This is a genomic window from Rhodoferax ferrireducens T118 (assembly GCF_000013605.1).
Lineage (GTDB): Bacteria > Pseudomonadota > Gammaproteobacteria > Burkholderiales > Burkholderiaceae_C > Rhodoferax > Rhodoferax ferrireducens.
Genome location: NC_007908.1, coordinates 4,001,472 through 4,016,023 on the forward strand (window position 1 = coordinate 4,001,472; position 14,552 = coordinate 4,016,023).

The window sequence follows — 14,552 nt, forward strand, 5'->3', positions numbered from 1 at the left end:
TTTAATCGGTTGAGGACAGAGCAGACTGCTGCGCAATCCTGGTCTGTCCCGCAAAACATCAGGCCTAGCCGCGTTCCAGCTCGATATCAATACCGAGTGAGCGAATTTCCTTGACCAGCACATTGAACGACTCCGGCATGCCGGCTTCGATCGAATGCTCACCCTTGACAATGCTCTCGTACACCTTGGTACGGCCCTGCACGTCATCTGATTTGACTGTGAGCATTTCCTGCAACGTGTAGGCAGCCCCGTACGCTTCGAGCGCCCAGACCTCCATCTCACCGAAGCGCTGACCACCAAACTGAGCCTTGCCCCCCAACGGTTGCTGCGTGACGAGACTGTACGGGCCAGTGGAACGGGCATGCATTTTGTCGTCCACCAAATGGTGCAGCTTCAAATAGTGCATGTAACCAATCGTCGTGGGCCGCTCAAACGGGTCGCCGGTGCGGCCGTCGTACAGGTAAGCTTGGGTGCGCGCCGGGGTGAGCCCCTTTTGCCTGATCGCATCCTCAGGGTAAGCGAGCTTGAGCATGGCCCCGATGTCAGCCTCCGATGCGCCGTCAAACACGGGCGTGGCGAACGGCACACCCGACGTCAGATTACCAGCCATTTCCAGCACTTCGTCGTCACTCAGTTGAGCCAGGTCTTCCTTGCGACCGGTACCGTTGTAGAGCTCGTCCAGGAACTTGCGCAATTCGGCCACCTTGGCTTCAGCCTGCAACATGTCACCAATGCGCTGTCCAATACCTTTTGCAGCCCATCCCAGATGGACTTCGAGCACCTGGCCGATATTCATCCGTGACGGCACACCCAGGGGATTGAGCACAATATCGCAAGGCGTGCCATCCGCCATGAACGGCATGTCTTCAACCGGGACGATCTTGGACACCACGCCCTTGTTGCCGTGGCGGCCGGCCATTTTGTCGCCCGGTTGCAGATGGCGTTTGACAGCCAGATAAACCTTGACCATCTTCAAGACACCAGCAGGCAACTCGTCGCCTTGGGTCAACTTCTTGCGTTTTTCTTCAAAGGCGAGATCGAAGCTGTGCCGGGTCTGCTCCATCGAGTTCTTGATGCTCTCCAATTGAGCTGCGACATCGTCTTCAGCCGGACGAATATCAAACCAGTGGTGTTTTTCAACCGAAGTCAAATACGCCTTGTCAATGGTCGTGCCTTTGGCAAGTTTTTGCGGACCCCCATTGGCCACTTTGCCAACCAGTAACTTCTCGATCCGGTCAAATGAATCGGCTTCCACGAGACGCAGTTGGTCATTCAAGTCAAGCCGGAAACGCTTGAGTTCGTCATCAATGATTTGTTGTGCCCGGCGGTCGCGCACGATGCCTTCGCGGGTAAAGACCTGCACGTCGATCACGGTCCCCTGGGAGCCCTGGTCCACACGCAATGACGTGTCTTTCACGTCACTGGCTTTTTCACCGAAGATGGCACGCAGCAGCTTCTCTTCCGGTGTCAGTGTGGTCTCGCCCTTGGGGGTAACTTTGCCCACCAGCGTGTCACCCGGCTGAACTTCGGCGCCAACGTAAATGATGCCGGACTCATCCAGACGATTAAGCTGTTGTTCGCTCAAGTTCGGAATGTCACGGGTGATTTCTTCACAACCAAGTTTGGTATCACGCGCCATCACGACCAACTCCTCAATATGAATCGAGGTATAGCGATCGTCTGCCACCACGCGTTCGCTGATCAAAATTGAATCTTCGAAGTTGTAGCCGTTCCAGGTCATGAAGCCAATGAGCATGTTCTGGCCCAAAGCCAGTTCACCCAGATCGGTGGAAGCACCGTCAGCAATGACGTCTCCCTTGGCCAGCATGTCGCCCTTTTTGACAATGGGCCGCTGATGGATATTGGTATTTTGATTGGAGCGCTGGTATTTGATGAGGTTGTAAATATCAACACCCACTTCACCGGCTTGTGCCTCGTCGTCATTGACGCGAATCACAACCCGGGTTGCATCCACGTAATCCACCATGCCGCCCCGCGTTGCAGTCACGACAGTGCCGGAGTCAATCGCCGCAACGCGCTCAATGCCTGTGCCAACCATTGGCTTTTCCGGGCGCAGAATCGGCACGGCCTGACGCGACATATTTGCACCCATCAAGGCGCGGTTCGCATCATCGTGCTCCAGAAACGGCACCAAGGAGGCAGCCACTGACACGATCTGTGCTGGCGACACGTCCATGTATTGCACACGCTCGGGCCCGGCAAAAATCGTTTCACCTGCTTCACGCGCAGAGATCATCTCGCCCGTGAGCTTGCCGTCCTTATCCAGTACCGCATTGGCCTGCGCGATGACGAATTTACCTTCTTCAATCGCCGACAAATAGTCAATCTCCATCGTGACCTTGCCATCAACCACGCGACGATAGGGCGTTTCAATGAAACCGTAATCGTTGAGGCGGGCATACAGCGCCAGCGAATTGATCAGGCCGATGTTCGGACCTTCTGGCGTTTCAATCGGGCACACGCGACCGTAATGGGTCACGTGCACGTCACGCACTTCAAAGCCGGCGCGCTCGCGCGTCAAACCACCTGGGCCAAGGGCCGATACGCGGCGCTTGTGGGTGATCTCCGACAACGGGTTGGTCTGATCCATGAACTGGGACAACTGCGAAGCGCCGAAGAACTCTTTCAGTGCCGCCGAAATGGGCTTGCTGTTGATCAGGTCATGCGGCATGAGTGGCTCCTGCTCGGCCTGACCCAGACGCTCCTTGACCGCTTTTTCAATCCGCGCCAGACCGGTCCGGTACTGGTTTTCGGCCAGCTCACCCACGCAACGCACACGCCGGTTGCCAAGGTGGTCAATGTCGTCCACGTCGCCGCGACCATTGCGCAAGTCCACCAGAATCTTGACGACTGCCAGGATATCCTCGTTGGTCAGAACCATGGGGCCAGTCGATTCCGGTCGGCCCATCTTGGCGTTGAACTTCATCCGGCCGACACGCGACAGATCGTAGGTGTCAGGGTTGTAGAACAAGCGCTGGAACAGCGCCTGCACCGCGTCCTCGGTCGGCGGCTCACCCGGGCGCATCATGCGGTAGATGGCCACACGGGCTGCAAATTCGTCCACCGTTTCGTCACTGCGCAAGGTTTGCGAAATGTACGCACCCTGATCGAGTTCATTGGTGTAAATACACGGCAGATCCTGCACGCCAGCCAAACGTAGCTTCTTGATCAGTGCTTCCGTGAGTTCCTCATTGGCCTTGGCCAGAATTTCACCCGTATCGGTGTCAACGATATTGCGCGCCACCACACGACCCAGCAAGAAATCCTCGGGCACGCTGATGTGCGTGGTGCCAGACTGTTCCAGTTCGCGGGTGTGGCGGGCCGTCACTCGCTTCTCTTTGGCAACAATCACTTTGCCACTCTTGTCGGTGATATCGAAACGGGCCACTTCACCGCGCAGGCGCTCTGCCACAAACTCCATTTGGGCACCACTGTCCATCAGACGGAAATTGTCATTGACGAAGAAGTTCGCCAGGATGGACTCATGGTTCAAACCAATGGCCTTGAGCAGAATCGTGACCGGCATTTTGCGCCGACGATCCACACGGAAGTACAGAAAGTCCTTGGGGTCGAATTCAAAATCGAGCCAGGAACCGCGATATGGAATGATTCGGGCCGAGAACAGCAACTTGCCCGAACTGTGAGTTTTGCCCTTGTCGTGTTCAAAGAACACACCGGGGGAACGGTGCAACTGGGAGACGATCACGCGCTCCGTGCCGTTGATAATAAATGAGCCCTTGGTGGTCATCAGGGGCACTTCGCCCATGTAGACCTCTTGCTCTTTGACCTCTTTGATCACTTTATTTTGCGAGGTCGACGATTCACGGTCATAAATGAACAGCTGAACCTTGGCGCGCACTGCCGAGGCGAAAGTCAGACCACGGGTCTGGCACTCACGCACGTCGAAAGCGGGCTTGGCCAGGTTGTACTCGAGATATTTCATCTCGACAAAGCCATTGTGTGAAATGATCGGGAAAGCCGCTTCAAAAGCGGCTTGAAGCCCTTCTGCTGTTCGCTTTTTGGGGTGAACATCAGCCTGCAGGAACGCGGTGTAGGCATCCTTTTGCATTTGCAACAGGTAAGGAATTTCCAGCACGCTGTCGCGACTGCCAAAATTTTTGCGAATACGCTTGCGTTCGGTGTATGAGTAAGCCATGAGATCTCCGGGCAAAGACTAAGGAATCCTGGGGGTCCTAGGCGACTGTTAAATTGAGTCCCCAATGTCTCAATATTTTTCTTGGTGATTGGCCACTACCAATCATTGGCGGACGGTCATGCATTGCGCATGACCCGAACCAAGGCATCTTCTGCAGTCGGGATCAGAAGACACTGAAAAACAGACCTTGAGTCTGTTTTTCAGTGCTCTCTCATAAGCAGCAAAGGCTGGGGCCCTTTTGGAGCACCCAGCCTCTCTTGAGAGCTCAATTACTTGAGTTCGGCCTTGGCGCCAGCGTCCAGCAACTTCTTCAAGGCGGCTTCAGCATCAACCTTGGAAACGCCTTCCTTGACGTTCTTCGGAGCACCATCCACCATGTCTTTGGCTTCCTTCAGGCCCAGGCCCGTAATTTCGCGCACAGCCTTGATGACTGACACCTTGGCGGCACCAGCTTCCAGCAACACGACGTTGAATTCGGTCTTCTCTTCAGCCACAGCGGCAACAGCGCCACCGGCAGCGGGTGCCGACATAGCTGCGGCGCTCACGCCAAATTTCTCTTCGATGGCTTTCACCAGGTCGTTGAGTTCCATGACCGTCATGCTGTCCAGCGCGGTCAAAAATGCGTCTTTATCGAATGCCATTTTTATTTCCTAACAATATTGGTTACTACGCGTTGCCCGCAATCAAGCTGCAACTGCCTCTGCGGCGGCTTCTACCGGTGCGTCTGCCACACCAGCGCCTTTTTTCTCCGCGATCGCTGCCAGCACACGTGCTGTACGCGAAATTGGAGACTGCATCAAGCCCAGCAACTGTGCCAACAACACTTCCTTGGAGGGAATGCTTGCCAGTTGCTTTACGCCGTTCACGTCCAGTGCTTTTCCGCCGTATGCGCCCCCACGAATCACCAACTTGACGTTGGTCTTCGCGAAGTCAGCCACCACTCGCGCGGCAGCCACTGCATCTTCAGAGAAGCCATAGATCAGCGGACCGGTCATCAGGTCGGACACAATTTCAAATCCGCTACCCGTGACAGCACGGCGAGCCAAGGTGTTCTTCAACACACTCAGACTCACGCCATTGCTGCGCGCGGTGGAGCGCAATTTGGTCATGTCAGCGACCGTGATGCCACGGTATTCCGCCATCACGAGCGTTTGAGCTTTTGCGGCGAGGCCAGTCACATCACTGATGACCGCTTCTTTCTCACTGCGATTAAGACTCAAGATCAACTCCTTCAAAATGTGCTTGTCGGCAAATTGCCTTCAAACACGCCACATTGCAGCGACCAACTGTTTCGGAAACATGTTCCATCTGCAGCGGGATCGCCATCTGCGTTGGCTCAAGCCCTGGCTAACCCAGGGCCCATTGATTAAGTGCTTGTCCGTACCGGCACGGCCTGCACACCAACGGTCTCGGATGACCTGCTCATACCAATCAGCATGAACAGCCCACCACATCAGGCCACCTTTTAAAGTGGCCGGAATCTCTTAACTACGCGGCGATGCTTTGCAGGTCCACACGGATACCCACACCCATCGTGCTTGAAACCGCCACTTTTTTCAGATAAACACCCTTGCTCGTAGCTGGCTTGGCCTTGGTCAAAGCGTCTACCAGCGCGGCCAGATTGCCCTGCAGCTTGTCTGTGTCGAACGAGCGACGGCCAATCGTGGAGTGCACGATACCGGCTTTGTCGACGCGGAACTGCACTTGACCGGCCTTGGCGTTCTTGACAGCCGTTGCCACGTCCGGCGTCACGGTACCCACCTTGGGGTTAGGCATCAATCCGCGTGGACCGAGAATCTGACCCAAGGTGCCCACAACGCGCATCGCATCAGGCGCTGCAATCACAATATCAAACGGCATATCGCCGGCTTTGATCATGGCGGCCAAATCGTCCATACCCACGATGTCAGCGCCCGCCGCCTTGGCTTCTTCAGCCTTGGCACCCTGAGCAAACACCGCAACGCGCTTGGTCTTGCCAGTGCCATTGGGCAGCACGACAGCGCCGCGCACCACTTGGTCCGACTTTTTGGCATCAATGCCGAGCTGAACCGCCACGTCGATAGATTCATCGAACTTGGCTGTTGCACACTCTTTCACGAGACCCAATGCGTCTGCCAGGGGATACAGCTTGTTGCTGTCAACTTTTCCCTGGAAGGATTTTTGTTTTTTGGTGAGCTGGGTCATTTAAACACCCTCCACATTCACGCCCATCGAACGGGCAGAACCGGCAATGGTACGAACTGCGGCATCCATATCGGCAGCAGTCAAATCTTTCATCTTTGTTTTGGCGATCTCTTCAAGCTGGGCGCGTGTGATCTTGCCAACCTTGACAGACTGTGGCGTGGCCGAGCCTTTGGTCACTCCGACTGCCTTTTTGATCAGGATCGACGACGGCGGCGACTTGATGACAAAAGTAAAGCTTTTGTCTGCAAAAGCGGTGATAACCACCGGCAGCGGCAGACCGGGCTCAATGCCCTGGGTCTGCGCGTTGAACGCCTTGCAGAATTCCATAATATTCAAGCCACGCTGACCCAAAGCTGGGCCAATGGGTGGTGACGGATTGGCTTTGCCTGCTGGTACTTGCAGTTTGACAAAACCGACGATTTTTTTCGCCATGCTTTTCTCCTTGCGGGTAATGACGCCCGGCCCCTGCTTTAGATTTGCGGGCCCTGGCTCCCCGGGGTTAACGACTCTCTACATTTCAATACCTGGCACCGAGTCGGGAAGCGCCAAGCAAACGATCAGTTGAGGACAGAGCTGGCTCGCCATGCGTAGCTACAGCCTGTCCCACGAGGTCTCAGCTTATGTTTTCTCAATCTGAGAAAAATCAAGTTCCACTGGCGTGGCGCGGCCAAAGATTGTAACCGCGACGCGAACTTTGCTCTTTTCGTAGTTGACGTCTTCCACCGAGCCATTGAAATCGGTAAAAGGTCCATCCTTGACGCGCACAAACTCACCCACCTCAAATTCAACTTTGTGACGCGGCTTCTCGGTGCCTTCCTGCATCTGGTTGACGATCTTCAAGACTTCCGCCTCCGAGATCGGCGCCGGGCGGGTCTTCAGACCGCCGACAAAACCAGTGACCTTGTTGGTGTGCTTGACCAGGTGCCAGGTATCGTCGTCCATCACCATTTCAACCAGCACATAGCCTGGGAAAAACTTGCGTTCAGTCGTTTTTTTCTGACCATTCTTGATCTCGACCACTTCCTCCATGGGAACCAGAATGCGGCCAAATTTATGCTGCATACCAGAGCGATTGATGCGCTCCGTGATGTTGCGCTCAACCGCTTTTTCCATGCCTGAATAAGCATGAACAACGTACCAACGCAAATCGGGATTGGTCGGCGCCGTTGCCAGAACCTGCGCTGCCGCAGGCGTTTCAGTTGCCGGGGTTTCTACAGCGTCATTCATTATTTTTTCCACCCCAGAATCAAGTCATAAAACAGCCACTCAAGCGTCTTGTCCGTCAGCCAGAGAAATAAAGCCATCAGCAGCACAAAGCCAAACACATAAGCTGTCATTTGAATGGCTTCTTTGCGCGCGGGCCAAACGACTTTTTTAACCTCTCGCCAGGCGTCTTGACCGAAGGCGTACAGGGCTTTGCCCGGCTCGGATGTAAAAAAAACAACCACGGCGGCCGCCAAACCCAGCAGCAAAGCACCCCATTGAACCAGTTGCCCTTGCTTGCCGAACAAATAAAAGGCTGCAAGCGCGGCCACAACCAACACGGCGGCTGTCGCAAGTTTGGCCTTATCGGCGCCGGTACTGACAGTTTCAACTTGTGTGGTGGCCATTTTTCTCAATCTCGTACTTTTGCTGCATCAAATCAAATTCAGCCGTCTTGAGACGCTGAAGCCCGCTATTCGCATAGCGGGCCGGGAATCCACCTCATCGTGCGAATCTGGTGGCAGGGGCGGAAGGAATCGAACCATCAACCTTCGGTTTTGGAGACCGACGCTCTGCCAATTGAGCTACGCCCCTACAAATAAAATCTTCTATGCGATGATCTTCGCAACCACACCGGCACCGACCGTCTTGCCACCTTCGCGGATGGCGAAACGCAGGCCTTCTTCCATGGCGATCGGGTTGATCAGCTTGACGATGATCGACACGTTGTCGCCCGGCATCACCATTTCTTTGCCTTCCGGCAACTCGATCGCACCGGTCACGTCCGTGGTACGGAAGTAGAACTGGGGACGGTAGTTGTTGAAGAACGGGGTGTGCCGGCCACCTTCGTCTTTGGACAAGACATAGATCTCGCCCGTGAAGTGGGTGTGCGGTTTGATCGAACCGGGCTTGCACAGCACTTGGCCGCGCTGCACGTCTTCACGCTTGGTGCCGCGCAGCAAGATGCCGACGTTGTCACCCGCTTGACCTTGGTCGAGCAGTTTGCGGAACATTTCGACGCCCGTGCAGGTGGTCTTTTGGGTGTCGTGGATGCCGACGATTTCGATTTCTTCGCCGACTTTGATGATGCCGCGTTCAACGCGGCCGGTCACCACGGTGCCACGACCGGAGATCGAGAACACGTCTTCGACGGGCATCAGGAAGGCGCCATCAATGGCACGTTCCGGCAGGGGAATGTAGCTGTCCAGCGCATCAGCGAGTTTCATGATGGCTTGTTCGCCCATGGGGCCTTTGTCGCCTTCCATGGCGAGTTTGGCCGAGCCATGGATGATGGGGGTGGTGTCGCCCGGGAACTCGTACTTGTCGAGCAGTTCACGCACTTCCATTTCAACGAGTTCGAGCAGTTCGGCGTCGTCGACCATGTCGCATTTGTTCAGGAACACGATGATGTAAGGCACGCCGACCTGGCGCGCCAGCAGGATGTGTTCGCGGGTTTGCGGCATGGGGCCGTCAGCGGCGGACACGACCAGAATGGCGCCGTCCATTTGCGCCGCGCCGGTGATCATGTTCTTCACATAGTCAGCGTGGCCGGGGCAATCGACGTGGGCGTAATGGCGATTGGCGGTCTCGTACTCGACGTGGGCCGTGTTGATGGTGATGCCGCGCGCTTTTTCTTCGGGCGCTGCATCGATCTGGTCGTAGGCCTTGGCGGTGCCGCCAAATTTGGCCGCCAGCACGCTGGTGATAGCCGCTGTCAGGGTGGTCTTGCCGTGATCGACGTGGCCAATGGTGCCGACGTTGACGTGCGGCTTGCTACGCGAAAATTTTTCTTTTCCCATTTTCAGACTCCGAAAAGTGAAGGACTGTCAAATCAAAAATCATGGTGCCCATTCCGGGAATCGGACCCGGGACCTCTCCCTTACCAAGGGAGTGCTCTGCCACTGAGCCAAATGGGCCTGTGCGACCCGTCAAATACAGGTCACCAAAAACTACATAACCATCCCAGCACATCAAATATGGAGCGGGGTAGGAGAATCGAACTCCTCGCTTTAGCTTGGAAGGCTAAGGTATTACCACTATACGAACCCCGCACAAGCTTGCAAAACAAGCAGCCGCTGCGGCGTCCCCGCATACACATGAACACGCGCTCCGACGGCGAACCAACATTCAATTCATCACTGGTGGAGAGGGATGGATTCGAACCATCGTACTCGTAAGAGGGCAGATTTACAGTCTGCTGCCATTAACCACTCGGCCACCTCTCCTTGGTGAACCGTGGATTATGCCACGAAAAAACGGCATGGACACGAGCTCAAATGAAGAACTTTCGCTTACCAGGCAATCGGCGCGCAGCCATGCTGCAGCAGATAAGCGTTTGCCAGACCAAAATGCCCGCAACCCAGAAATGGCAAGGGCGGGCGGCGGGCGGACAGGGGCGATGGGTGGTTGGCCGTGAGCACCAGATGGTCGGCCGCGGCACGACCGCCCTGCCTGGCAGTCGCCGCGATCAGACGCTGTTTAGCCTGCGCGTGGGCACCCCACAACAGGAACACCACCGGATTATCGATTGATGCAACCGCCTTGACCACCTCATCGGTCAACGCCTCCCAGCCCCGCCCGGCATGGCTGGCGGGCTGGCCCTCCTCGACGGTGAGGCAGCTGTTGAGCAGCAAGACACCCTGGCGCGCCCAGGCGACCAGTGAGCCGTCGCCGTGTGGGATCAAGTTGCCTGGGCTCAGCAAGGGGTCCCGGGCAATTTCCCTGAATATATTGCACAGTGAAGGCGGCGGTCTGACACCAGGCGCCACCGAAAACGCCAGACCCTCGGCCTGACCGGGCCCGTGATAGGGGTCCTGGCCCAAAATAACAACTTTGACCTGTGCCAGCGGCGTCAGCGCCAGCGCGCGCAAGGGCTGCTGCGGGTAGATGACGGCGCCACCGGCCAGCCGCGCTCGCACGAAGCGCTCCAAGGCCCGACCCGTCTCACTGGTCAAAAACCGGTCCACCACAGGCCGCCAGTCGGCCGCCACCGGCCAGCGCTCAGGCGCCCACCCGGTCAAACGGGGCACGTCACTGGCGAACATGTCAGGCCGTGGCAAACAGCTCCGCCAAAGCCAGACCCGGGTCGGGAGCGCGCATGAAAGCCTCACCCACCAGGAACGCGTTGACACCGGCCGCCCCCATGCGCAGCACGTCGTCGCGGGTGTGGATGCCACTCTCACACACCAGCAAACGGTCGGCAGGCAATTCGCGCATGAGCGTCAAGGTGGTGTCCAGCGAGACCTCAAAAGTTTTGAGATTGCGGTTGTTGATGCCGATCAGCGGCGTTTTGAGCTGCAACGCACGCGCCAGCTCGGGCGCATCGTGCACCTCCACCAGCACCGCCATGTCCAGGCTGCGCGCAATCGCTTCAAGGTCTTTCATTTGCGCATCATCCAGAATGGCCGCAATCAGCAATACGGCATCGGCCCCGCAAGCGCGCGATTCATAAATTTGATAGGCGTCCAGCATGAAGTCCTTGCGCAGCACCGGCAACGGGCAGGAGGCGCGGGCCTGCTTGAGGTAATCAATACAACCCCGGAAAAACTGCAGGTCGGTGAGTACCGACAAACAGGCGGCCCCATGCTCCGCATAGCTTTGCGCTATATCGGCGGGAATGAAATCCTCGCGCAGCACACCCTTGGATGGGCTGGATTTTTTGATCTCGGCAATCACGGCGGGCTGCCCGGCGGCGATCTTGCCGCGCAGGGCGGCGACAAAATCCCGTGTCAACACACGCGACTCGGCATCGGCACGCATCGCGGTCAAGGGTTTGCGGGCAATCGCAGCTGCGATTTCCTGGCGTTTGACGGCCACAATTTTTTCCAGAATGTCGGTCACTTCGCTGCGCCTTTCAGTTGTTGGGACATGGAAACCAGTTGCGCCAGCTTGGCTCTGGCCGCGCCTGATTCAATGGCCACTCGTGCTTTGTCAATGCCAGCGCTCATCGTCGGCACGACGTTGGCAGCGTACAGCGCCACACCGGCATTGAGAATCACGATGTCTTTGGGCGCCCCCGCCGCGTTGTCCAGCACCCCCTGCAGCATGGTTTTGGACTGCTCCGGCGTTTCCACCTTGAGCGCGCGGTTGCTGGCCATGACCATGCCGAAGTCTTCCGGGTGAATCTCATACTCGGTGATTTCACCGTGTTTGAGCTCTCCGACCAACGTGGTCGCGCCCAGTGACACCTCATCCATACCGTCTTTGCCATACACCACGACCGCGTGCTCGGCGCCCAGCCGCTGCAGCGCGCGCACCTGAATACCCACCAGGTCCGGGTGAAACACACCCATCAGGATATTGGGGGCTCCCGCCGGGTTGGTCAGCGGCCCGAGCAGATTGAAGATGGTCTTGATGCCCAGCTCCTTGCGCACCGGCGCCACGTTCTTCATGGCCGGGTGGTGATTGGGCGCAAACATAAAGCCGACCCCCACCTGTTCAATACACTGGGCAATGGCCTCGGGCGACAGGTTGATGTTGACGCCCAGCGACTCCATCACGTCGGCGCTGCCGCTCTTGCTGCTGACGCTGCGGCCACCGTGCTTGCTGACCCGGGCGCCGGCAGCGGCGGCCACAAACATGGCGCAAGTTGAAATGTTGAAAGTGTGCGAGCCGTCACCGCCGGTGCCCACAATGTCCACCAGATGGCTTGTGTCGGCGACGTTGACCTTGGTGGAGAACTCGCGCATCACCTGCGCGGCGGCCGTGATTTCGCCGATGGTTTCCTTTTTGACGCGCAGGCCGGTGATCAGGGCCGCCATCATGACCGGCGACCACTCGCCCGTCATGATGCCGCGCATGATGTGCAGCATCTCGTCGTGAAAAATCTCGCGGTGCTCAATGGTGCGCAAGAGCGCTTCTTGCGGGGTGATTTTGTGGGTGTTCGGCATGGTCTTAAGTTGAGGAAAGCGTTGGCTCACGTGGCTTCAGTTTGTCGCGCTGGGTTTCAGGAAGGTGGATTGTCCGTCAAGGCCAGTTAAAAACAAGGCCACCTTGGGGTTCAAGGCATTGGTCCAGAATCCTTTGACAAACACATTGTTCAAATCATTTTGGCCTGTAGCCACCGTGGATACTGGGTCAAATGCTATTGAATCAGGAGTATTTTTCCTGCCTCCCGAGATCAGCATGGTCCAGCCCACGTAGACCAGATAGGCCGCCCCCACAAAGTTGGGTCGGCCAAGCCAGCGGCTCACGGCCTGCCCATTAAAAAATCGCGCATCGCCGCCACGGTGTGGTCAATACCCGCCGCATCGACATCCAGATGCGCCACAAAACGCAGGCGGTACAAGCCGGTGATCAGAATGCCACGCGCCGCCAGGTAGGGGATCAACTCCGCTGCGCGCGCTTTGGCCTCACCCACCAGATCGACAAACAAGATATTGGTCTGCGCCGGCTCCACCACCAGGCCTGCCAGCTTGCTCAGGCCCTCAGCCAGCCGCCTGATGAGCGCGTGGTCGTCGGCAAGCCTGGCAACGTGATGGTCCAGCGCGTACGTGCCCGCCGCTGCCAGCAGACCTGACTGGCGCATGCCGCCGCCCGCCATTTTGCGGATGCGGTGTGCGCGGGCGATGAAGTCCTGGCGGCCGCACAAGACCGAACCGACCGGCGCGCCCAGGCCCTTGCTCAGGCAGACCGAAACGCTGTCAAAACACTGGGCGATGCGACGCGCCTCAAGCAGCGCGTCAGTGCCGTGGGCGGCCGCCTGCGCAACCGCCGCGTTGAACAAGCGGGCGCCGTCCAGATGACGGCTCAGGCCTCTGGACCTGGCCAGCTCAGTGGCCTGCTGCACGTAATCAAACGGCAACAGCTTGCCGCCCCACGTGTTTTCCAGCGCCAGCAGCCGGGTGCGGGCGAAGTGCTCGTCATCGGGTTTGATGGCCGCTTCAATATCCGCCAGCAGCAAAGTGCCATCAGGCTGGTGGTTCAAAGGCTGCGGCTGCACGCTGCCAAACACCGCCGCGCCGCCGCCTTCCCAGCGATAGCAATGCGCGTATTGGCCCACGATGTATTCGTCGCCGCGCTGGCAATGGGCCAGGATGGCGCACAAATTGCTCTGCGTGCCGGTGGGCACAAACAGCGCCGCCTCAAAACCCAGCAGCGCCGCCAGTTTGTCCTGCAAGGCGTTGACGCTGGGGTCGTCGCCAAACACGTCGTCGCCCAGCGGGGCCGCCAGCATGGCCGCGCGCATGGCAGGGGTCGGCTGCGTCACGGTGTCGCTGCGCAGGTCAACTTTGATAGTTTGTGTTTTATGAGTCATTTTGGTCTCTAGCCTCTGTCAATATTACGTATAAAGCTACATTATCAATAGCAAATAAAGTGATGCCCAATTCCTGATCAGTCGATGGCAAAGCTTCCCAATCAGTTGGGGACAGAGCTTGTGCGCTTCGCGTCACTGCGGTCTGTCCCGCGAGGTTTCAGGAAGTTCTTCAGCATGGCATGCCCGTGCTCGGTCAGGATGCTCTCGGGGTGAAACTGCACACCTTCAATGTCCAGGCTGGTGTGTTTGATGCCCATGATCTCGCCGTCATCGGTCCAGGCGGTGATTTTCAGGCAAGGCGGGCAAGTGGCGCGCTCAATGGAGAGTGAGTGGTAGCGGTTGACGGTGAACTGCGCCGGCAGCCCGGCAAACACGCCCTCTTGGGTGGTGGTGATCAAGCTGGTCTTGCCGTGCATGAGCTGCTGGGCTCGAATAATCTTGCCGCCAAAGGCCGCGCCAATCGCTTGATGGCCCAGGCAGACGCCCAAAATCGGCAGCCGACCCGCAAAGTGCTGGATGGCCGCCACCGAAATACCGGCCTCCGTCGGTGAACAGGGGCCGGGCGAGATCACCAGCCGGTCCAGCGCGCCAGCGCTCAAGCGTGCCTCGATCTCTTCGAGTGTGATTTCATCATTGCGCGCCACCGTCACATCCGCACCCAGCTCGCCCAGGTACTGCACGATGTTGTAGGTGAAGCTGTCGTAGTTATCGATCATCAAGAGTTTCATGTGT

14 protein-coding genes and 4 tRNA genes are annotated in these 14,552 nt (G+C 57.4%); all 18 read right to left on the reverse strand.

The window, feature by feature from the left end:
* Nucleotides 1-64: 64 nt before the first annotated feature.
* The 18 genes from rpoB to RFER_RS18280 all read right to left on the reverse strand — a co-directional run bounded on the left by rpoB (nt 65) and on the right by RFER_RS18280 (nt 14,548).
* Nucleotides 65-4,177 (reverse strand): DNA-directed RNA polymerase subunit beta, encoded by a 4,113-nt coding sequence (gene rpoB / locus RFER_RS18195; RefSeq protein WP_041790955.1) that lies wholly within the window; start codon nt 4,175-4,177, stop codon nt 65-67.
* A 269-nt stretch (nt 4,178-4,446) separates the two neighbouring features.
* The gene (rplL, locus tag RFER_RS18200; protein WP_011465860.1) at nt 4,447-4,818 is read right to left on the reverse strand and encodes a 50S ribosomal protein L7/L12; all 372 of its coding nucleotides are present in this window, start codon (nt 4,816-4,818) and stop codon (nt 4,447-4,449) included.
* A 42-nt stretch (nt 4,819-4,860) separates the two neighbouring features.
* Nucleotides 4,861-5,397 (reverse strand): 50S ribosomal protein L10, encoded by a 537-nt coding sequence (gene rplJ / locus RFER_RS18205; protein WP_011465861.1) that lies wholly within the window; start codon nt 5,395-5,397, stop codon nt 4,861-4,863.
* A gap of 268 nt (nt 5,398-5,665) precedes the next feature.
* Nucleotides 5,666-6,361, reverse strand: coding sequence for a 50S ribosomal protein L1 (rplA, locus tag RFER_RS18210; RefSeq protein WP_011465862.1), 696 nt, complete (start codon nt 6,359-6,361; stop codon nt 5,666-5,668).
* On the reverse strand, nt 6,362-6,793 hold the full coding sequence (gene rplK / locus RFER_RS18215) for a 50S ribosomal protein L11 (protein WP_011465863.1): 432 nt from the start codon (nt 6,791-6,793) through the stop codon (nt 6,362-6,364).
* 186 nt (nt 6,794-6,979) lie between these two features.
* Entirely contained in the window at nt 6,980-7,588 is a 609-nt protein-coding gene (gene nusG / locus RFER_RS18220) for a transcription termination/antitermination protein NusG (RefSeq protein WP_011465864.1), read from the reverse strand.
* The gene (gene secE, locus RFER_RS18225) at nt 7,588-7,971 is read right to left on the reverse strand and encodes a preprotein translocase subunit SecE (RefSeq protein WP_011465865.1); all 384 of its coding nucleotides are present in this window, start codon (nt 7,969-7,971) and stop codon (nt 7,588-7,590) included. The genes nusG and secE overlap by 1 nt, the downstream gene beginning before the upstream one ends.
* Before the next feature lie 111 nt (nt 7,972-8,082).
* A tRNA-Trp gene (locus tag RFER_RS18230) sits at nt 8,083-8,158 on the reverse strand.
* Nucleotides 8,159-8,172: 14 nt separating this feature from the next.
* On the reverse strand, nt 8,173-9,363 hold the full coding sequence (gene tuf, locus RFER_RS18235; protein WP_011465866.1) for an elongation factor Tu: 1,191 nt from the start codon (nt 9,361-9,363) through the stop codon (nt 8,173-8,175).
* Nucleotides 9,364-9,405: 42 nt separating this feature from the next.
* Nucleotides 9,406-9,480, reverse strand: a tRNA-Thr gene (locus tag RFER_RS18240).
* 61 nt (nt 9,481-9,541) lie between these two features.
* Nucleotides 9,542-9,615 (reverse strand) — tRNA-Gly (locus RFER_RS18245).
* An 88-nt stretch (nt 9,616-9,703) separates the two neighbouring features.
* Nucleotides 9,704-9,789 (reverse strand) — tRNA-Tyr (locus tag RFER_RS18250).
* A gap of 66 nt (nt 9,790-9,855) precedes the next feature.
* Entirely contained in the window at nt 9,856-10,608 is a 753-nt protein-coding gene (locus tag RFER_RS18255; RefSeq protein WP_011465867.1) for a uracil-DNA glycosylase, read from the reverse strand.
* Nucleotide 10,609: 1 nt separating this feature from the next.
* On the reverse strand, nt 10,610-11,404 hold the full coding sequence (gene trpC, locus RFER_RS18260; RefSeq protein ID WP_011465868.1) for an indole-3-glycerol phosphate synthase TrpC: 795 nt from the start codon (nt 11,402-11,404) through the stop codon (nt 10,610-10,612).
* Nucleotides 11,401-12,453 carry an anthranilate phosphoribosyltransferase gene (gene trpD, locus RFER_RS18265; RefSeq protein ID WP_011465869.1) on the reverse strand — a complete coding sequence of 351 codons (1,053 nt, stop codon included), beginning with the start codon at nt 12,451-12,453 and terminating at the stop codon, nt 11,401-11,403. Before trpD ends, trpC begins: the two co-directional genes overlap by 4 nt.
* A gap of 36 nt (nt 12,454-12,489) precedes the next feature.
* Nucleotides 12,490-12,756 carry a LysE family transporter gene (locus RFER_RS18270; protein ID WP_041790957.1) on the reverse strand — a complete coding sequence of 89 codons (267 nt, stop codon included), beginning with the start codon at nt 12,754-12,756 and terminating at the stop codon, nt 12,490-12,492.
* On the reverse strand, nt 12,753-13,820 hold the full coding sequence (ltaE, locus tag RFER_RS18275) for a low-specificity L-threonine aldolase (protein ID WP_011465870.1): 1,068 nt from the start codon (nt 13,818-13,820) through the stop codon (nt 12,753-12,755). Before ltaE ends, RFER_RS18270 begins: the two co-directional genes overlap by 4 nt.
* Nucleotides 13,821-13,921: 101 nt before the next feature.
* Nucleotides 13,922-14,548 (reverse strand): anthranilate synthase component II, encoded by a 627-nt coding sequence (locus RFER_RS18280; RefSeq protein WP_011465871.1) that lies wholly within the window; start codon nt 14,546-14,548, stop codon nt 13,922-13,924.
* Nucleotides 14,549-14,552 lie beyond the last annotated feature (4 nt).

Bases quoted from the DNA above. Each gene is read 5' to 3' on its own strand.
- trpD (WP_011465869.1), bottom strand. From the start codon at position 12,453: ATGCCGAACACCCACAAAATCACCCCGCAAGAAGCGCTCTTGCGCACC.
- secE (WP_011465865.1), bottom strand. From the start codon at position 7,971: ATGGCCACCACACAAGTTGAAACTGTCAGTACCGGCGCCGATAAGGCC.
- RFER_RS18255 (WP_011465867.1), bottom strand. From the start codon at position 10,608: ATGTTCGCCAGTGACGTGCCCCGTTTGACCGGGTGGGCGCCTGAGCGC.
- rplL (WP_011465860.1), bottom strand. From the start codon at position 4,818: ATGGCATTCGATAAAGACGCATTTTTGACCGCGCTGGACAGCATGACG.
- tuf (WP_011465866.1), bottom strand. From the start codon at position 9,363: ATGGGAAAAGAAAAATTTTCGCGTAGCAAGCCGCACGTCAACGTCGGC.
- RFER_RS18280 (WP_011465871.1), bottom strand. From the start codon at position 14,548: ATGAAACTCTTGATGATCGATAACTACGACAGCTTCACCTACAACATC.
- ltaE (WP_011465870.1), bottom strand. From the start codon at position 13,820: ATGACTCATAAAACACAAACTATCAAAGTTGACCTGCGCAGCGACACC.
- rplK (WP_011465863.1), bottom strand. From the start codon at position 6,793: ATGGCGAAAAAAATCGTCGGTTTTGTCAAACTGCAAGTACCAGCAGGC.
- rplA (WP_011465862.1), bottom strand. From the start codon at position 6,361: ATGACCCAGCTCACCAAAAAACAAAAATCCTTCCAGGGAAAAGTTGAC.
- rpoB (WP_041790955.1), bottom strand. From the start codon at position 4,177: ATGGCTTACTCATACACCGAACGCAAGCGTATTCGCAAAAATTTTGGC.
- nusG (WP_011465864.1), bottom strand. From the start codon at position 7,588: ATGAATGACGCTGTAGAAACCCCGGCAACTGAAACGCCTGCGGCAGCG.